The sequence below is a fragment of the Amycolatopsis sp. NPDC049252 genome (genome assembly GCF_043197175.1).
Lineage (GTDB): Bacteria > Actinomycetota > Actinomycetes > Mycobacteriales > Pseudonocardiaceae > Amycolatopsis.
Genome location: NZ_JBICSQ010000012.1, coordinates 118,699 through 137,417, shown reverse-complemented (window position 1 = coordinate 137,417; position 18,719 = coordinate 118,699). Strand labels below are relative to the sequence as shown.

Here is an 18,719-nt window from a genome sequence, read left to right as displayed (position 1 = left end):
CCGGGCGGTGGCCGACCCCACGCTCGCCCCGCCGGCCCCGGGGTGGGTGTGTTTTGTTTCACAGGTTTTCCAACCCTTCAACCCAGCAACCACGGCGGTGTCAGGCCTCGAAGCGGTAGCCCATGCCCGGCTCGGTCAGCAGGTGCCGGGGCCGCGAGGGCTCCGGCTCCAGCTTGCGCCGCAGCTGGGCCAGGTACACCCGCAGGTAGTGGGACTCCGTCTCGTACGACGGGCCCCACACCTCGTGCAGCAGCTGCTTCTGCGCGACCAGCCGGCCGCGGTTGCGGACCAGCAGCTCCAGCACGCCCCACTCGGTCTTCGTCAGGTGGACTTCGTGGCCGTCACGGCGGACCTTCTTCGCCGCCAGGTCGATGCTGAACGACTCCGTGTCCACCACCGCGTCCACGTCGTCGGCGCCGGCCACCGCGGAACGGCGGACCGCGGCGCGCAGGCGGGCCAGCAGCTCGTCCATGCCGAACGGCTTGGTGACGTAGTCGTCGGCGCCCGCGTCGAGGGCCTGGACCTTGTCGGCCGAGTCGCCGCGGGCGGACAGCACGATGATCGGGACCGTCGTCCAGCCGCGCAGGCCGGCGATCACCTCGGTGCCGTCGAGGTCGGGCAGGCCGAGGTCGAGCACGACGACGTCCGGCTTGGTCTCGGCGACGGCCTTGAGCGCGGCCGTGCCGTCGTGCGCGGTGATCACCTTGTAGCCGCGGGCGTTGAGGTTGATCCGCAGCGCCCGCACGATCTGCGGCTCGTCGTCCACCACCAGCACGGTGGCCCCGGTGTCGCTCATCGCACCCCCTCCTCGACTTCGTGGTAGCTGACGCTCTCGGCGGGCAAGGACACGACAACGGTGAGCCCGCCGCCCGGCGTGTCCTCGGCGCGGATCGTGCCGCCCATCGCCTCGGTGAACCCCTTCGCGACCGACAGCCCGAGCCCGACGCCCGGGGTCGCGTCCCGGTCGCCGCCGAGGCGCTGGAACGGCGCGAACGCCGAGTCCGCGGTGCCCTTGCGCAGTCCCTTGCCGTGGTCGACGATCCGCAGCTCGACGTGGCCGGAGTGGGCGCTGGCCCGGGCCGACACCCGGCCCCCGCCGTGCCGCAGCGCGTTGTCCAGGACGTTCGCCACCACCCGCTCCAGCAGCCCCGGGTCGGCGAGCACGGACGGCAGCTGGTCGTCGACCGCGACGACCACCGCGTCGGAGGCGTCCACATTGGACAGCGCGTGGGCGACGACCTCGTCGTAGCCGACCGGGCGCAGGTGCGGCCGCACCGCGCCGGTGGCCAGCCGCGAGGAATCGAGCAGGTTGTCGATCAGGCCGGCCAGCCGGTCCGCGGACAGCTCGATCGCCTCCATCAGCTCCGCGGTGTCCTCTTCGGACAGCTGCAGGTCCGGGGCGCGCAGGCTGCCGATGGACGCCTTGATCGACGTCAGCGGCGTCCGCAGGTCGTGCCCGACGGCCGAAAGCAGCGTCGTCCGCAGCTCGGTGGCCTCGGCCTTGCGCTCGGCCTTCGCCGCGGCGTCGGCACTGCGTTGCTGGCGCAACGAAAGCAGGGCCTGCCCGGCGACGGCTTCCAGCACCCTCCGGTCGGCCGCCGGCAGGGCGCGCCCGCGCAACGTGAGGTGGACGTCGGCGGTGACGGCGATGTCGACGTCGGCCTCGTCCGGGTCGGCGCACGGCTGCTCGCCGGCGGTCGCGACGCGGTGCCACTCGCCGTTTTGCTTCTCCAGCAGCGTCACCGACGTCAGTGCGAAGTTCTCGCGGACCTTCTCCAGCAGCCGCTCGATCGGGTTCGCGTGGGTCAGGACCGTCCGCGCGTAGGACGCGAGCAGCGCGGCTTCCGTCCGCGCCCGCGCCGCCTGCGTGGCCCGCCGCGCGGCCTGGTCGACGACCAGCGCGACGAGCACCGCCACCACGACCATCGCGATCAGCGTCACGAGGTTCTGCGGCGTGTGCACGTTCAGCGTGTAGAGCGGCGGCGTGAAGAAGAAGTTGAGCAGCCCGGCCCCGAGCACGGCCGCGACCAGCGCCGGGCCGAGGCCGCCGACGAGGGCGACCACGACCGTGGCCAGCACGTAGGAAATGACGTCGGTGGCGAAGTCGAGCCCGGCGGGCACGAACAGGCCGATGACCGTCACCAGCACCGGCAGCACGACGCTCAGGACCCAGCCCGCGACCAGCCGCGAGAACCCCAGCGGGCTCGCGCCGAGACGGGTCCGCAGCCGGCCGCCCGCCTCGGAGTGGGTGACCATGTGGACGTCGATCGGCCCGGACTGGCGGACGACGGTGGCGCTGATGCCCTCGTCGAACAGCCGCGCCACGCGGGAGCGCCGCGAGGTGCCGATCACCAGCTGCGTCGCGTTGACGCCGCGGGCGAAGTCCAGCAGCGCCGTCGGGACGTCGTCGCCGACGACGGTGTGGAACGTCGCGCCGACCTCCTCGGCCAGCGTGCGGCAGCGGGCGATCGCGGTCGGGCCGAGCCCGGACAGGCCGTCGCCACGCAGGATGTGGACGACCTGCAGCTCGGCCCCGGCGCGCCCGGCGATCCGGCTGGCGCGGCGGATGAGCGTCTCGCTCTCCGGCCCGCCGGTGATGGAGACGACGACGCGTTCGCGTGCCTCCCAGGTGTCGGTGATCTTCTGCTCGGCGCGGTAGCGCTGCAGCGCGACGTCGACCTGGTCGGCCACCCACAGCAGGGCCAGCTCGCGCAGCGCGGTGAGGTTGCCGGGGCGGAAGTAGTTGCCGAGCGCGGCGTCGATCCGCTCGGCCGGGTAGACGTTGCCGTGCGCGAGCCGCCGGCGCAGCGCCTCGGGCGTGATGTCGACGAGTTCGAGCTGCTCGGCGCGGCGGACGACCTCGTCGGGCACGGTCTCGTGCTGGGTGACGCCGGTGATCCGCTCGACGACGTCGTTGAGGCTCTGCAGGTGCTGCACGTTGACCGTGGACAGGACGTCGATCCCGGCTTCGAGGAGTTCCTCGACGTCCTGCCAGCGCTTGGCGTTGCGCGAGCCCGGCACGTTGGTGTGCGCGAGCTCGTCGACGACGGCGACCTCCGGGGCGCGGGCCAGGATGGCGTCGACGTCCATCTCCTCGAAGGCGCGGCCGCGGTGCACGACGTGCCGTCGCGGCACGGTTTCGAGACCTTCGAGCAGCACCGCGGTCTTCTCGCGGCCGTGTGTCTCCACCAGCCCGACGACGACGTCGGTGCCGCGGTCGAGGCGGCGCCGGGCCTCACCGAGCATGGCGAAGGTCTTGCCGACGCCCGGAGCCGCGCCGAGGTAGATCCTCAGCTCCCCCCGGCGCGGCTTCGTCTTTTCCGTGGTCACGCTGTCAGTGTGCCCCTCCGGCCGCACCTTGCACGGCCAAGTTGAGCTGGAGCACATTCACCCCGGGGATCCCGATGCCGGCGCCCGACGTGTTCGCCTCGACGAGCTGCTTCACCCGATCCGCCGGCAACCCCGTCACCCGGGCGACGCGGGCGATCTGGAGGTCGGCGTAGGCGACGCTGATCGACGGGTCGAGCCCGGAACCCGACGCCGTCACCGCGTCCGGCGGTACCTGATCGGGCGACACCCCTTCGCGCTTCGCGATGGCGTCCTTGCGTTCGCCGATGGTCTTCACCAGGTCCTCGTTGTACGGGCCCTTGTTGGACGCGCCGGACGTCGACGGGTCGCCGGGGCCGAGCGCGTCCTTCGAGAGCGCCGAGGGCCGGTTGTGGAACCACGGGTCCTTCGCCGGGTCGGCGGGCACCGGGTCGACGCCGATCAGCGACGACCCGACGGCCTGGCCGTTCCGCGTGACGACCGAGCCTTCGGCGTGGCCCTCCAGCCCGGGGATGCGGGCGATCGCCCACACGGCCAGGGGGTAGATCACCCCGAGCAGGACGGTCAGCACGATCAGCACGCGCAGGCCGGCCCAGGTCTGCTTGACGAGAGTGTTCACGAGTTCACCCGATTCCAGGGATGAGGCGCACGAGCAGGTCGATCAGCCAGATCCCGAGGAAGGGGCTGACGATGCCGCCGAGGCCGTAGACGAGCAGGTTGCGGCGCAGCAACGCGGAGGCCGACGACGGCTTGTACCGCACGCCGCGCAGGGCCAGCGGGATCAGCACGACGATGATCAGCGCGTTGAAGATGACCGCGGAGAGGATCGCCGACTTCGGCGTGGCCAGGTGCATGATGTTCAGCGCGCCGAGCTGGGCGAAGATGCCGGTGAACATGGCCGGCAGGATCGCGAAGTACTTCGCGAGGTCGTTCGCCACGCTGAACGTCGTCAGCGCGCCGCGCGTGATCAGCAGCTGCTTGCCGATCTCGACGATCTCGATCAGCTTCGTCGGGTCGCTGTCGAGGTCGACCATGTTGCCGGCCTCCTTCGCGGCCGACGTGCCGGTGTTCATCGCGACACCGACGTCGGACTGCGCGAGCGCGGGGGCGTCGTTGGTGCCGTCGCCGGTCATCGCGACCAGGCGGCCACCTTCCTGCTCCTTCTTGATGAGCGCCATCTTGTCTTCGGGCTTGGCCTCGGCGAGGTAGTCGTCGACGCCCGCGTCCGCCGCGATGGCCTTGGCGGTGAGCGGGTTGTCGCCGGTGATCATCACCGTCTTGATGCCCATCGCCCGGAGTTCCTTGAAGCGCTCCTTCATGCCGGGCTTGACGACGTCGGAGAGCCGGATCACGCCGTGCACCACGGTGTCCTCGGCGACCACCAGCGGAGTGCCGCCCTGGGCGCTGATCTCGTCGACCACCCGCTCGGTCTCGTCGGGGAACACCCCGCCGTTTTCGCGCACCCACGCCCGCACGGCGGAGGCTGCGCCCTTGCGGATCCGCCGGTCACCGACGTCGAGGCCGCTCATCCGGGTCTGCGCGGTGAACGGGACGAACTCGCCGTGCACGTCCTCACCCGCGTGGGCCTCGGTCAGCTCGACGACGCTGCGTCCTTCCGGCGTCTCGTCGGCGAGGCTGGCCAGCCGGGCGGCCCGCGCGAGTTCGGCCGGAGTGGACGTTCCCACCGGGATCAGCTCGGTGGCCCGGCGGTTGCCGAAGGTGATCGTGCCGGTCTTGTCCAGCAGCAGCGTCGAGACGTCGCCCGCGGCCTCGACCGCGCGGCCGGACGTCGCGAGGACGTTGCGCTGCACCAGCCGGTCCATGCCCGCGATGCCGATGGCGCTCAGCAGGGCGCCGATCGTCGTCGGGATCAGGCAGACCAGCAGCGCGGTCAGCACGATCACGGACTGCTCGCTGCCGGAGTAGCCGGCCATCGGCTGCAGCGCCACGACGGCGAGCAGGAAGATGATGGTCAGCGTGGCCAGCAGGATGGTCAGCGCGATCTCGTTCGGCGTCTTCTGCCGGGAAGCGCCTTCCACCAACGCGATCATGCGGTCCACAAAGGACTCGCCCGGCTTGGTCGTGATCTTCACGACGATCCGGTCGCTCAGCACGGTCGTGCCGCCGGTGACGGCGCTGCGGTCACCACCCGACTCGCGGATGACCGGGGCGGACTCGCCGGTGATGGCCGACTCGTCGACGGTCGCGATGCCCTCGACGACGTCGCCGTCACCCGGGATCACCTGGCCGGCCTCGACGACCACGAGGTCGCCGATCTTCAGCTCGGCCCCCGGTACCTGTTCTTCGCCGGATCCGGTGAGCCGGCGGGCGACGGTCTCCTTCTTCGACCGGCGCAGCGATTCCGCCTGTGCCTTGCCCCGCCCTTCGGCGACGGCCTCGGCGAGGTTCGCGAAGAGGACCGTGAACCACAGCCAGATCGCGATCAGGATGGTGAAGACGCTCGGGTCGGTGACGGCGAAGACGGTGGTCAGCGCCGAGCCGACCCACACCACGAACATCACCGGGTTGGCGAGCTGGTGCTTCGGGTTGAGCTTCCGGAGGGCGTCCGGGAGGGACGTCCAGAGCTGGCGGGGGCTGAACACGCCCGCGCCGACCCGGCCGGTGTGCTCTTCGTGGGTCACCTGGGGTCGTTCTTCGGTGACGGTCATGCGAGTGCCTCCGCGATGGGCCCGAGCGCGAGCGCCGGGATGAACGTGAGGGCCGCGACGAGCACCACCGTGCCGGTGAGCATGGTGGCGAACAGCGGCCCGGTGGTGGGCAGCGTCCCCGCGGTCTCGGGGACCTTCTTCTGCGCGGCCAGGGAACCGGCCAGGCAGAGCACGGCGACGATCGGGATGAACCGGCCTAGCGCCATGGCGACGCCGAACGACGACTGGAACCAGTCGCTCGTCGCGGTCAGGCCGCCGAACGCGCTGCCGTTGTTGTTGCCGGTCGAGGCGTAGCCGTAGAGGATTTCGGACAGCCCGTGCGCGCCGCTGTTGCCGAGCGCGCCCGCGGTGTCCGGCAGCATCAGGGCGATACCGCTGCCCAGGAGCACGACCAGGGGCATGGCCAGCATCGAGATCGCCGCGCAGGTGACCTCGCGCTTGCCGAGCTTCTTGCCCAGGTACTCCGGCGTCCGCCCGACCATCAGGCCGGCCAGGAACATCGCGATGATGGCCAGCACGAGGATGCCGTAGAGGCCGGTGCCGACGCCGCCCGGCGAGATCTCGCCGTAGAGCATGTTCAGCAGCGGCCCGCCGCCACCAAGCCCCGAGAGGCTGTCGTGGGCGCCGTTGACCGCGCCCGTGGACGTACCCGTGGTGGTGTCGGCGAAGATCGACGTGCTCGAGATGCCGAACCGCTGTTCCTTGCCTTCCATGCTCGCTCCCGCGGCCAGCGCGGCCGGGTTGCTCGCCTTGGCCTCGGAGAACCAGATGATCGCCAGCGACGCGGCCCAGAGCAGGCTCATCACGCCGAGCAGGACGTAACCCTGCTTGGGCTTGCCGACGAGCTTGCCGAACGTGCGGGTCAGGCTGACCGGGATCACCAGGATCAGGAACAGCTCGACCAGGTTCGTCCACGCGTTGGGGTTCTCGAAGGGGTGCGCCGAGTTGGCGTTGAGGATGCCGCCGCCGTTGGTGCCGAGCTCCTTGATCGCCTCCTGGCTCGCCGCCGGGGCCAGCGCGATGGTGCTCTGGCTGCCGTCCGGGTTCGTGACCGCGACGCCCGCCTTGAGGCTCTGGACGACGCCGAGGGCGATCAGCACCAGCGCGAACACGAAGGCCATCGGCAGCAGCACGCGGACGGTGCCGCGCGTGAGGTCCACCCAGAAGTTGCCGAGCCGGTCGGTCCGCGAGCGGATGAACCCGCGGGTCAGCGCGATGGCGACGGCCAGGCCGACCCCCGCCGACAGGAAGTTCTGCACGGTGAGCCCGGCCATCTGCACGAAGTGGCCCATCGTCGTCTCGGGGACGTAGGACTGCCAGTTCGTGTTGGTGACGAACGAGATCGCCGTGTTGAACGCGACGCCGGGGCTCACCGAGCCGCGGCCCAGGCCCCACGGCAGGATCGGCTGCAGCCGCTGCAGCAGGTAGAGCAGGACGACCGAGACGAACGAGAAGCCGAGCACGCCGGCGGCGTAGGTCGGCCACCGCTGCTCGGAGTCCGGGTCGACCCGGAAGAGCTTGTAGAGCCCCTTCTCGAGCTTCAGGTGCTTCTCGGTCGAGAAGACGCGCGCCAGGTAGTCGCCGAGCGGCTTGTAGACCGCGGCGAGGGCGGCGAGGAGGAGGCCGAGCTGGATGAGCCCGGCCGCGGTGTCGGACATCAGAATTTCTCCGGCCTGATCAAGGCGACGAACAGGTAAACGAGAAGGCCCAGCGCCAGCAGCCCGCCGACGACGTTGGCCACGGTGCCCGCGCCGCTCACAGCTTCTCCAAGCCACGCAGGGCCAGCGCGATAACCACGAAGATGCCGATCATCAGAACGGCGTAGAGCAAGTCGGCCACTAGGCACCTCTCAGGACAGGTCACCGCTTTCGGTGACCAGGGACGACGCAACTGTGCGGCTGCGAGAGGCCGTTGCGGAGGCCGGCTGACGGCGCGTTAACGCCGTCCTGATGCGCATTTACGCGGTCTTTATGGCGGGTGGCGCCGGTCACGCAAGCGTTTGCCCCGCACCCGGGTCCCGCTGCGGGCGGTAAGTGACCAACAGCACAACGTGTGACCGAATGAGTGCGGAACGTGCAATTCGGGCAGACAAGATCTTCGCATCGTGTTACACCTGTGTTACCGATAGTTGTACTAGCTAAGTAAATGCTTGGAGGGGTCCATATGTGCGGTATCGCCGGCTGGGTTTCCTACGACACCGACCTCACCCGCCGTCAGGACGTGGTCGACGCCATGACGGAGACCATGGCCTGCCGCGGCCCGGACGACGTCGGCACCTGGGTGCGCACGCACGTCGCGCTCGGACACCGGCGGCTGGCCATCATCGACCTGCCCGGCGGCCGGCAGCCGATGTCCGTCCACACGCCCAACGGCGACGTCGCGATGGTCTACAGCGGTGAGACCTACAACTTCACCGAGCTGAAGGACGAGCTGACGAAGCTGGGCCACAAGTGGGAGACCGACAGCGACACCGAAGTGGTGCTGCACGGCTACCTGCAGTGGGGCGACGCGGTCGTCGACCACCTCAACGGCATGTACGCCTTCGCGATCTGGGACGAGCGCGACGACCGCCTCGTCATGATCCGCGACCGGATGGGCATCAAGCCGTTCTACTACTACCCCACGGCCGACGGCGTCCTGTTCGGTTCCGAGCCGAAGGCGATCCTGGCGAACCCGCTCGCGAAGAGGGTCGTCGACACCGACGGCCTGCGGGAGCTGCTGGCGTTCACCAAGCGCCCCGGCTGGTCGCTGTGGAAGGACATGGAAGAGGTCCAGCCCGGCACCATCGTCACCGTGTCGCGCGAGGGCGTCCGCACCCGCACGTACTGGAAGCTCGACGCGAAGCAGCACACGGACGACCAGGAGACCACGGTCGAGCGCGTCCGCGAGCTGATGACCGACATCGTGCACCGGCAGCTGGTCGCGGACGTCCCGCGCTGCGTGCTGCTGTCGGGCGGGCTCGACTCGAGTGCCGTCACCGGCCTGGCCGCCGCGCGGCTGGCCGAGCAGGGTGAGCAGCTGCGGACGTTCTCCGTCGACTTCTTCGGCCAGGAGGAGAACTTCAAGCCGGACGAGATGCGGGACACCGCGGACTCGCCGTTCATCCGCGACGTCGCGGACCTGGTCGGGTCCGCGCACCAGGACGTGATGCTCAACCCGGCGGAGCTGAGCGACCCGGCGGTGCGGCGCGCGGTGCTGAAGGCCCGCGACATCCCGGCCGGGCTCGGCGACATGGACACGTCGCTGTACCTGCTGTTCAAGGCGATCCGCGGCGAGTCGACGGTGGCCCTGTCGGGCGAGTCGGCCGACGAGGTGTTCGGCGGCTACCGCTGGTTCCACGACGAGAAGGCCGTCAACGCGGACACGTTCCCGTGGCTGGCGTTCCGGTCGTCGATGATGGACGAGCGGGCGTCGCTGTACACGCCGGAGCTGGTCCGCAAGCTGAACCTGGAGGCCTACGTCGCGGACCAGTACGCGACGGCGGTCGCCGGGGTCGAGCACCTCGACGGCGAGTCCGAGCGCGAGGCGCGGATGCGGACGATCTGCAACCTGCACCTGACCCGGTTCGTGCGGATGCTGCTCGACCGCAAGGACCGCGCGTCGATGGCGGTGGGCCTGGAGGTCCGGGTGCCGTTCTGCGACCACCGGCTGGTCGAGTACGTCTACAACACGCCGTGGTCGCTGAAGACGTTCGACGGCCGGGAGAAGAGCCTGCTGCGGCACGCGACCAAGCACGTGCTGCCGGACTCGGTGCGGGACCGCGTGAAGAGCCCGTACCCCTCGACGCAGGACCCGGGTTACGCCGCGGCGCTGCAGCAGCAGGTCAAGGAGGTCCTGGCGGAGCCGAACCACTCGGTGTTCGGGCTGGTCGACAAGGCGTGGGCGCACCGGGTGTCCGAAGTGGACCCGGCGACCATGGACCCGGCGGCCCGCATCGGCCTGGACCGGCTGCTCGACCTGTACCACTGGATCGACATGTACCACCCGGAGTTGCAGTTGTCTTGACCTCGAGCCCGCTTGAGGTTCCAAGCTGGGTGGCATGAAGGTACTGCTGTTCGGCCGCAACCCGGCCACGGTCTCGAGGGTGACGGCGGCGCTGTCCGCGGCGGGTCTCGCCGCGGACGGCGTCGCTTCGGAGGAAGCGGCGCTGTCCCGGCTGGGCGTGGTGGACGCGCTGGTGCTGGGCGCGGGCGTGGTGGGCCCGTTGCGCGAACGGCTGACGGCGGCGGCCGTGCGCCACGGGGTGCGGTGGGTGCAGGGGCCGCACATCCTGCCGGAGCGGGACGCACTGGAGTACGTGCGCACGGAGATCCTGCCCCGGCTGGGGTCGGCTCGGCACCAGTGACACCACGTCACCAGGGCTGGTGACGTCAGCACACTGCCTCCCCGGCGCCCGGCGCGCTGGAATCGGGGGCATGTCCACGACACCGATGAAGAAGATCCTGCTGGCGGCCGCCGCCGTCGCGGTCACGGCGACGGCCGTGGTGCCCGCCGCCTCGGCCGCGCCCGCCACGGGCGCGCTGAAGTGGGGGCCCTGTCCGGCCGGCGCCTTCCCCACGCCCGACCTGGAGTGCACGACCCTGCCGGTTCCGCTGGACTACCGCGACCCCGCCGGCCGCAAGATCGACATCGCCGTCTCGCGCCTGCCGAGCAAGCACCCCGAAAAGCGGCGCGGCGTGCTGTTCACGAACCCCGGCGGCCCCGGCGTCGAAGGGCTGGACTACCCGCAGCTGCTGGCCATCCCGAGCCTGCCGGCGCCGCTGCCGCAGAGCGTGCGGGACCAGTACGACGTCATCGGCTTCGACCCGCGCGGCATCGGGCGCAGCTCGCCCGTGACCTGCGACCTGACGCCGGAGCAGCAGGCGATCGGCAACCTGCCCTACGCCGAGAACCCCGCCGACGTCGTCAAGCAGGCGCAGGTCTCGAAGGCCGTGGCCCAGCAGTGCGCGAGGTCCAAGACCGGCTGGATGCTGCCGCACGTGACCACGGCGAACACGGCGCGGGACATGGACCGCATCCGGGAGGCGCTGGGCGAGCCCACGCTCTCCTACCTGGGCGCGTCCTACGGCACGTACCTGGGCGCGGTGTACACGACGATGTTCCCGCGGCGCGGCGACAAGATCGTGCTCGACAGCAACCTCGGGCCCGGCGGTTACGACATCGACGCGATGCGCGCCTTTTCCCAGGGCCTGAAGGACCGGTTCCCGGACTTCGCGAAGTTCGCCGCGGCGCACCCGGAGTACGGACTGGGCACCACCCCCGCCCAGGTGACCGCCAAGTTCTTCGAGCTGGCCACCCGCCTGGAAAAGGCGCCGGTCGCCGGGATCGACGGCTCGGCCTTCCGCGGGCTGGCGTTCAGCTACTCCTACGGGGACGCGCAGTTCCCGGACCTCGCGGCGGCGTGGCAGTCGCTGGACAAGGGTGAGACGCCGAAACTCACGGGCGAGATCACCGAGAACATGCTGGCCGCCCGGCTCGCCGTGGTCTGCACCGACTCACGCTGGCCGCGGTCGGTGGCGACCTACCAGGCCAACGTGGCGATCGACCGGATCCGCTACCCGATGCTCGGCGCCGCCACGGCGAACGTCTCGCCGTGCGCGTACTGGACGACCCCGGCGACCGAGCCGAAGGTGCGGATCACCGGGAACGGCCCTTCGAACGTGCTGCTCGTGCAGAACCAGCGTGACCCGGGCACCCCGCTGGTGAACGCCCGCAAGCTGCGCGCGGCCTTCGGGGACCGGGCCCGGATGGTGACCGCCGACGAGGGCGGCCACGGCGTCTACGTGGTCGCGGGGAACCAGTGCGCCAACACCGCGGTGACGGACTTCCTGGTGACGGGCGAGCGCCCGGCGCGCGACACCTTCTGCGCGGCGGAAACGCACTGACCGAGGGCCCGGCCGGTCAGCGGTGATCGGCCGGGCTCAGCCGGTTGGCGCGCATCCCGGCGAGTGCGCGCAGGAACCGGACGTACGGCGACCAGACGGCCGGCTGGGCGATCCGGCCGGTCACCGCCAGTTCGGCGCGGTCCAGGAGCTGCTCCAGCAACGCGTCGTGCAGGGGGCGGAACACCAGCGGCCAGCTCAGCCGGGCCCAGCCGTGGAGCGTCCCGGCCAGGACGTGGGTCAGCGCGTCACCCGAAATCGTGAACTCATGGTAACCGTGCAGGCCTTTCGGCGCTGTGAAGTGGAACCGCAGGCGATCGGGCTCGACCTCCTCGAGCACGTACCGGACGGGACCGTGGCTCGCGGTCGTGCCGGGAACCGGCGGGCCGTCGAGGCGGGTGGGCGGCCAGTCGGCGACCGGCCAGAGGCGGTCGTCCGGGGTGCCGAGGGTGGCCAGCAGCCCGGGTGGCACGGGGTGTGGGAGCCGCCGGGTGTGGACGTTGCGAACCATGACGCGAACCTCCGTTCTGGAGACTGTCCTCCAGAACGTATCAGAGGATAGTCTCCAGAACCATGGGCAGGCCCGCGACGCACACCCCAGCGCAGTTCCTCGACGCCGCCACGGCGTTGTTCGCCGACGGCGGTGCCCGCGCGGTCACGATGGCCGCGACGGCCAAGGCCGCGGGCGCGCCGAACGGCTCGATCTACCACCGCTTCCCGGACCGCCCGGCCCTGCTGGCCGCGCTCTGGCTCCGCACCCTGCGCGACTTCCAGGACCTGTTCGCCGAAACGCTGGGTGACGCGGCTTCGGTGGACGCGGCGGTCGAGGCCGCGACGAGCGTCGTCCGCTGGTGCCGCAAGCACCCCGAGGGCGCGCGGGTCCTCGACGCCGGCAAGCAGGCCTTCGGCCCCGCCGACTGGTCACCCGAGGCCGTCGCCGCCGTGACCACGGCGGAGGAGGAACTCCGCAAGGTCCTGAAACGCGCGACGCTCGCCCTGCCCCCGCTCACCGGCTGCACCGACGAGGACGTGGTGCTGGCCCTGGTCGAGATCCCGCGCGCGGTCGTCCACCGCTACCTCTCGACCGGCCGGACCCCGCCGCCGAAGGCCGCCGACCTGGTGGAACGCACAGTCCGGAAGCTCCTCCGCCCGTAACTCACGTGATGGGCGCGACGACACGACCGGCTCGCGGCGTGTCGTCCCCCTGATCGCGCGGTCACAGAACCGGCGATCGTCCGGAAGCTCCGCCGCCCGTAATTCGCGAGATCCGGCCCCAAACACGCGAGATCCGGCTAGCGGCGGACCTCTGTCAGCTTCACCGGGCGGCGCTCGCGCCGCGAGACCTCGCAGGCTTCGGCGATGTAGAACGCTTCGAGCGCGTCAGCCGCGACGCACGGCGAAGGAGCGCGGCCGGCCACGACATCCAGGAACGCTCGAAGCTCCGTCGTGTACGCCGGGCGGAAGCGCTCCATGAAACCCGGGTACGGCGGGCCCGGCAGCAGCGGCACACCCGGTTCGACCGACCGCAGCGGCGCCCGGTCGTCCATGCCGACCACGACGTTCGCGGCCGAGCCCAGTGCCTCCAGCCGGACGTCGTAACCCGCGCCGTTGTAGCGGGTCAGCGACACCGTCGCCAAGGTGCCGTCGTCCAGGGTGAGGGTCGCCGCCGCCGTGTCGACGTCGCCCGCGTCGGCGAAGAACCGCTCACCGCGGTTGGCGCCGATCGCGTAGACCTCCTCGACCTCGCGGCCGCTCACCCAGCGGATGACGTCGAAGTCGTGGACACCGCAGTCGCGGAACAGCCCGCCCGAGTGCGCGACGTACTCCGCCGGCGGGGGCGCCGGGTCGAACGTCGTCGCGCGCAGCGTGTGCAGCCAGCCCAGCTCCCCCGACGCGACGGCCGCCCGGGCCGCCGCGTACCCCGCGTCGAACCGGCGCTGGAACCCGATCTGGACCGGGACGTCCGACGCGCCGATCCGGTCGATCACCGCCAGGGTGCCGGGGATGTCGGCCGCGACCGGCTTCTCGCAGAACACCGGCAAACCCGCGTCGACCGCCGCGATGATCAGCCCGGGGTGGGCGTCGGTGGCCGCGGTGACGACCAGGCCATCGAGTCCCGCGGCGAACAGCCCCTCGATGCTCGCCGCGACCTCCACGCCCAGCTTCGCCCCCGCGGCCTGGGCGCGCGCGGTGTCGACGTCGGCCACCACGACCGACTCGACCTCGTCGAACCCCTTGAGCGTCTCCGCGTGCGCGGTGCCGATCCGCCCGGTGCCCGCCAGTCCCAACCTCATCGTCGTAAACCCTCCTGTGTCCGAAAAGATCAGCCGTGCGTGGGGAAGCCCAGGTCGACGCCCTGCGCCTGACGCGGCCAGCGTGACGTGACGGCCTTCGCCCGGGTGTAGAACCGGACGCCCTCGGCGCCGTGGACGTGGGTGTCGCCGAACAGCGAGTCCTTCCAGCCGCCGAAGGAGTAGTAGGCCATCGGGACCGGGATCGGGACGTTGATGCCGACCATGCCCACCTGCACCCGGCGCTCGAACTCGCGCGCGGCCAGGCCGTCGGTGGTGAAGATCGCCGTGCCGTTGCCGTACGGGTTGGCGTTCACCAGCGCGAGTGCCTCCTCGAAGCTGTCCGCGCGGACGACCACCAGCACCGGGCCGAAGATTTCGTCGGTGTAGACCGACATGTCGGTCGTGACGTGGTCGAACAGCGTCGGCCCGACCCAGAACCCGGCACCGGGCCCGACGAACGTCCGGCCGTCGACGACCAGGGAGGCGCCCGCCTTCTCCCCCGCGTCCACATAGGACACGATCCGGTCGCGCGCGGCGCCGGTGACGACCGGGCCCATCTGCGAGGTCTCGTCGGTACCCGGCCCGGTCTTCAGCTCGCGGGTCCGTGACGCGATCGCCTCGACCAGCTCGTCACCGCGGTCGCCGACCGCCACGACGACCGAGATCGCCATGCACCGCTCCCCCGCGCTGCCGTAGCCCGCGGACACCGCCGCGTCGGCCGCGCCGTCGAGGTCGGCGTCCGGCAGCACGATCATGTGGTTCTTCGCCCCGCCGAGGGCCTGGACGCGCTTGCCCGCGGCCGTGCCGGTTTCGTAGACGTGGCGGGCGATCGGCGTCGACCCGACGAACGACACCCCGGCGATGTCGGGGTGCACGAGCAGCGCGTTGACGGCTTCGGCATCACCCTGGACGACGTTGAGCACGCCCGGCGGCAGCCCGGCTTCGGCGAACAGCTCGGCGAGCCGGACCGACGCCGACGGGTCGCGGTCGGACGGTTTGAGCACGAACGTGTTGCCGCAGGCGATGGCGATCGGGAACATCCACATCGGCACCATCACCGGGAAGTTGAACGGCGTGATCCCGGCGACGACCCCGAGCGGCTGGCGCAGCGAGTACGCGTCGATGCCGCGGGAGACCTGGTCGGAGCGCTCACCCTTGAGCACCTGGGCGATGCCGCAGGCGAACTCGACGACCTCGAGGCCGCGCTGCACCTCACCGGCGGCGTCCGACAGCACCTTGCCGTGCTCGGCGGTGATCAGCGCGGCCAGTTCGTCGCGGTGCGCGTCGACCAGTTCGCGGAACTTGAACAGGATGCGGGTGCGGGCGGACAGCGAGCTGTCGGACCAGTCGAGCGACGCCTTGAGCGCCGACGCCACCGCGGCGTCCACGTCGGCTCGGCCGGCCAGGACGACCTGCCGGGCCACCTCGCCGGTGGCAGGCTGGAAGACGTCGCCCCGGCGGGCCGCCACCCCGGAGGTGCGGGCGCCGTCGATCCAGTGCTGGACGAGTTCGGACACGATCGCTCCTAAGCTCGGGCGGTGGTCGAGCGGACCACCAGGGACGGGTGCAGCAGGTGCCGGACCGGTTCGGTGCGCTCCCCGCGCACGCGCTCGATCAGGGCTTCGAACGCCAGCCGCGCCATGTCCTTGCGCGACTGGTCGATCGTGGTCAGCGAGAGGTGCCGCAAGGCGGCGAGCGACGTGTTGTCGTAGCCGACGACGGAAACGTCCTCGGGAACGCGCAACCCCGCTTCCTCGAGCGCCGAGATCGCCCCCACGGCGTTGAAGTCGTTGCCGGAGACCAGCCCCGTGGGCAGGTCCGGGCGCGAGTACGTGGCCAGCAGTTCCCGCACGGCGTTCTCACCGCCGACGTCGGTGTGCTCGCTGCGCACCACGATCGGCTCGAGGCCGTGGCCCCGCATGGCGGACTCGAAGCCGCGCCGCCGCTGCGCCGCCCCGGCCGCGCCACCGCCGTCGAGGTGGGCGATGCGCCGGTGCCCGAGGCCGACCAGGTGGTCGACGGCCAGCGCGGAGCCCGCCTCGCCGTCGTCGTTCACCGTGTCCACTGTGGACGAACGGGCCGTGCGCGAGACCAGCACGACCGGGCACTGCTTGGCCGCGACCTGGATCGCCGAGGCCGGCACGACCGGCGACAGCAGGACGATGCCCGCCGGCCGGAAGGAAAGGAGGGTGTGCAGGGCGTTCCATTCGCGCGTGGGACTGCGGCCGCCCGTGTTGAGGATCAGGTCGAAGCCCGCTGCCTGCGCGGCGGTGTCCAGCTCTTCGACGATGTCGGCGAAGAACGCGTTGCGCAGGTCGTTCACCATCACGCCGAGCACCGTGGACGTGCGGCTCGCCAGCGACCGCGCCATGAGGTGCGGCTGGTACCCGAGCTCCTCGGCCGCGCGCAGCACGGCGGCCCGGCGGGTGTCGGAGACCTTCGGCGAATTCCTCATCACGAGGGAGACCAGTGCGCGGGAAACTCCCGCTCGCGCGGCGACGTCCTCCATCGTCGGACGCATGACCGCACCTCCCCTGATCTCGGAAAACTCGGGCCTTGACTTGCTGTGACGGACGCTACAAGATTGGAGCGCTCTAATCAATAGAGCGCTCCAACGGACCAACGGAGGCCCTCTGTGTCAGCGACGATCCGAGTAGCCGCCGCCCCGATCTCCTGGGGTGTCTGCGAAGTCCCGGGCTGGGGCCGGATGCTGGACGCGCCGACCGTGCTGGGCGAGATGGCGGAGCTGGGCGTCCAGGCCACCGAACTGGGCCCGCCGGGATACCTCCCGCGCGACCCGGCACAGCTGCGGGAGCTGCTCGGGAGGTACGACCTGGCCCTCGTGGGCGGCTTCCTCGCCGTCGTACTGCACACCGAGCAGGAAAAAGCCCTCGCCGAGGCCGAAGAGTCCGCCGCGTTGTTCGCCGCGTGCGGCGGTGACGTCCTCGTGCTCGCCGCCGCGACCGGCCTCGACGGGTACGACGCCCGCCCGCAGCTCACCGACGCCGAATGGGCGACGCTCGTCGAGACCGCCGGCAAGATCCGGGACATCGCCCGCGGCCACGGCCTGCGCACGGTGCTGCACCCGCACGTCGGGACGCACGTGGAGCGGCAGGCCGAGGTCGAGCGCTTCCTCGGCGACTCCGATCTGGGGTTGTGCCTGGACACCGGGCACCTGATGATCGGCGGGACCGATCCGGTCGAGCTGGCGAAGCGTTTCCCCGAACGGGTGGAGCACGTGCATCTGAAGGACGTCCGCGAAGACCTCGCCGCCGAGGTGCGCGCGGGAAGCCTCGGCTACACCGAGGCGGTCGGGCGCGGCCTCTACGTGCCGCTCGGCGAGGGGGACGTGGACGTGGCGTCGATGGTGCGCTCCGTCCAGGCGGCGGGCTACGACGGCTGGTACGTCCTCGAACAGGACACCGCCCTCGGCGCGGCGAGCCCCGACGACGTGCCTCGCCGCGACACCGGGCGGAGCCTGGCCGAACTCGCGAAGATCGTGCAATCCCTCTAACTGGTCCCAAAGGAGTGACTGTGTTTTCGTTCAAGAGAAGCTTCGCCGTGGTGGCGGCCGTCGCCGCCACCGGACTGGTGCTCGCCGCCTGCAGCGGGCCGAGCGCCGACAACTCGAACAGCAGCTCCAGCGCGCCTTCCTCGGCCGCCGCGCCGCCGAGTTCGAGCGGCCCGCTCAAGGTAGCGGTGGTCACCCACGGCAGCGCCGGTGACGCGTTCTGGAACGTCGTCAAGAACGGCGCCGAGCAGGCGGGCAAGGACCTCAACGTCGGCGTCGACTACTACTCCGACGGCGACCCCGGAAACCAGGCCAAGCTGATCGACAACGCCGTCGCGCAGAAGGTCGGCGGCCTGGTCGTGTCGATGGCGAACCCGCAGGCGCTGCAGACGTCGATCCAGAACGCCGTCAAGGCCGGCATCCCGGTCGTCACGATCAACTCGGGCGAGGACCAGAGCGCGTCGTTCGGCGCGATCGCGCACGTCGGGCAGAGCGAGGGCCTCGCGGGCCAGGGCGCCGGGCAGCGGCTGAAGGCGGCGGGCAAGACGAAGCTGCTGTGCGTGATCCACGAGGCCGGCAACATCGGCCAGAACCAGCGCTGTGACGGCGCGAAGCAGACCTTCGGCACCGTCTCGACGCTGCAGGTCGACATCTCCAACCCGACCGACGCCCAGGCACGGATCCGCGGCGCGCTGCAGGCCGACCCGTCGATCGACGCGGTGCTGGCGCTGAACTCGCAGGTCGCGGCCCGCGCCGTGGACGCGGCCAAGGAGGCCAGCTCGAAGGCGCAGGTGGCGACGTTCGACCTGAACGCCGACGTCGTGGCCGCCATCAAGGCCGGCACCATCCTGTTCGCCGTCGACCAGCAGCAGTACGAGCAGGGTTACCTGCCCATCGTGTTCCTCAAGCTGTACAAGGAGAACGGCAACACCATCGGGGGTGGCCACCCGGTGCAGACCGGACCGGGCTTCGTCGACAAGACCAACATCGACACCGTGGCCCCGTACGCGCAGCGCGGCACCCGCTAAGGGGACTG

16 protein-coding genes are annotated in these 18,719 nt (G+C 71.0%); 6 read left to right on the top strand and 10 right to left on the bottom strand.

The genetic code is table 11. The features are described from left to right. Window positions 1–100 precede the first annotated feature (100 nt). Genes ACGFMK_RS17255 through kdpF form a run of 6 tightly spaced genes read right to left on the bottom strand, consistent with a single transcriptional unit; the run spans window position 101 to window position 7,755 of the window. Window positions 101–796, bottom strand: a complete 696-nt coding sequence (locus ACGFMK_RS17255) for a response regulator (protein ID WP_392763595.1) — start codon at window positions 794–796, stop codon at window positions 101–103. Beyond that, window positions 793–3,330 (bottom strand): DUF4118 domain-containing protein, encoded by a 2,538-nt coding sequence (locus tag ACGFMK_RS17250; RefSeq protein WP_392763592.1) that lies wholly within the window; start codon window positions 3,328–3,330, stop codon window positions 793–795. The genes ACGFMK_RS17255 and ACGFMK_RS17250 overlap by 4 nt, the downstream gene beginning before the upstream one ends. A gap of 4 nt (window positions 3,331–3,334) precedes the next feature. Then, a complete protein-coding gene (locus ACGFMK_RS17245; protein WP_392763590.1) occupies window positions 3,335–3,946 on the bottom strand; it encodes a potassium-transporting ATPase subunit C in 612 nt (203 codons plus the stop codon). 4 nt (window positions 3,947–3,950) lie between these two features. After that, the gene (gene kdpB / locus ACGFMK_RS17240; protein ID WP_392763588.1) at window positions 3,951–5,996 is read right to left on the bottom strand and encodes a potassium-transporting ATPase subunit KdpB; all 2,046 of its coding nucleotides are present in this window, start codon (window positions 5,994–5,996) and stop codon (window positions 3,951–3,953) included. Continuing rightward, the gene (kdpA, locus tag ACGFMK_RS17235) at window positions 5,993–7,654 is read right to left on the bottom strand and encodes a potassium-transporting ATPase subunit KdpA (RefSeq protein ID WP_392763585.1); all 1,662 of its coding nucleotides are present in this window, start codon (window positions 7,652–7,654) and stop codon (window positions 5,993–5,995) included. Before kdpA ends, kdpB begins: the two co-directional genes overlap by 4 nt. After that, window positions 7,654–7,755, bottom strand: a complete 102-nt coding sequence (gene kdpF, locus ACGFMK_RS17230) for a K(+)-transporting ATPase subunit F (protein ID WP_247062298.1) — start codon at window positions 7,753–7,755, stop codon at window positions 7,654–7,656. The genes kdpA and kdpF overlap by 1 nt, the downstream gene beginning before the upstream one ends. A gap of 404 nt (window positions 7,756–8,159) precedes the next feature. Between kdpF and asnB the strand changes: the two genes are divergently transcribed. From asnB to ACGFMK_RS17215, 3 genes are all read left to right on the top strand, one after another. After that, window positions 8,160–10,001 (top strand): asparagine synthase (glutamine-hydrolyzing), encoded by a 1,842-nt coding sequence (gene asnB, locus ACGFMK_RS17225; protein ID WP_392763581.1) that lies wholly within the window; start codon window positions 8,160–8,162, stop codon window positions 9,999–10,001. 34 nt (window positions 10,002–10,035) lie between these two features. Next, complete coding sequence (locus ACGFMK_RS17220) at window positions 10,036–10,341, top strand: hypothetical protein (RefSeq protein ID WP_392763579.1); 306 nt, start codon at window positions 10,036–10,038, stop codon at window positions 10,339–10,341. A gap of 85 nt (window positions 10,342–10,426) precedes the next feature. Further along, window positions 10,427–11,881: an alpha/beta hydrolase gene (locus ACGFMK_RS17215; RefSeq protein ID WP_392763693.1), complete on the top strand. Its 1,455-nt coding sequence runs from the start codon at window positions 10,427–10,429 to the stop codon at window positions 11,879–11,881. Between the two features lie 16 nt (window positions 11,882–11,897). Here ACGFMK_RS17215 and ACGFMK_RS17210 read toward each other — a convergent pair whose 3' ends face one another. Further along, window positions 11,898–12,389 (bottom strand): SRPBCC family protein, encoded by a 492-nt coding sequence (locus ACGFMK_RS17210; protein ID WP_392763577.1) that lies wholly within the window; start codon window positions 12,387–12,389, stop codon window positions 11,898–11,900. Window positions 12,390–12,451: 62 nt separating this feature from the next. Between ACGFMK_RS17210 and ACGFMK_RS17205 the strand changes: the two genes are divergently transcribed. Then, window positions 12,452–13,033, top strand: a complete 582-nt coding sequence (locus tag ACGFMK_RS17205) for a TetR/AcrR family transcriptional regulator (protein WP_392763574.1) — start codon at window positions 12,452–12,454, stop codon at window positions 13,031–13,033. Between the two features lie 137 nt (window positions 13,034–13,170). Here the strand turns inward: ACGFMK_RS17205 and ACGFMK_RS17200 are convergent, their stop codons facing one another. Genes ACGFMK_RS17200 through ACGFMK_RS17190 form a run of 3 tightly spaced genes read right to left on the bottom strand, consistent with a single transcriptional unit; the run spans window position 13,171 to window position 16,693 of the window. Next, window positions 13,171–14,172, bottom strand: coding sequence for a Gfo/Idh/MocA family oxidoreductase (locus tag ACGFMK_RS17200; RefSeq protein ID WP_392763571.1), 1,002 nt, complete (start codon window positions 14,170–14,172; stop codon window positions 13,171–13,173). Between the two features lie 29 nt (window positions 14,173–14,201). Continuing rightward, window positions 14,202–15,689: a CoA-acylating methylmalonate-semialdehyde dehydrogenase gene (locus ACGFMK_RS17195; RefSeq protein ID WP_392763568.1), complete on the bottom strand. Its 1,488-nt coding sequence runs from the start codon at window positions 15,687–15,689 to the stop codon at window positions 14,202–14,204. An 8-nt stretch (window positions 15,690–15,697) separates the two neighbouring features. Then, on the bottom strand, window positions 15,698–16,693 hold the full coding sequence (locus ACGFMK_RS17190) for a LacI family DNA-binding transcriptional regulator (protein WP_392763566.1): 996 nt from the start codon (window positions 16,691–16,693) through the stop codon (window positions 15,698–15,700). A gap of 114 nt (window positions 16,694–16,807) precedes the next feature. Between ACGFMK_RS17190 and ACGFMK_RS17185 the strand changes: the two genes are divergently transcribed. Then, window positions 16,808–17,686 carry a TIM barrel protein gene (locus ACGFMK_RS17185; RefSeq protein WP_392763563.1) on the top strand — a complete coding sequence of 293 codons (879 nt, stop codon included), beginning with the start codon at window positions 16,808–16,810 and terminating at the stop codon, window positions 17,684–17,686. 20 nt (window positions 17,687–17,706) lie between these two features. Then, on the top strand, window positions 17,707–18,711 hold the full coding sequence (locus tag ACGFMK_RS17180; RefSeq protein WP_392763560.1) for a sugar ABC transporter substrate-binding protein: 1,005 nt from the start codon (window positions 17,707–17,709) through the stop codon (window positions 18,709–18,711). Window positions 18,712–18,719 lie beyond the last annotated feature (8 nt).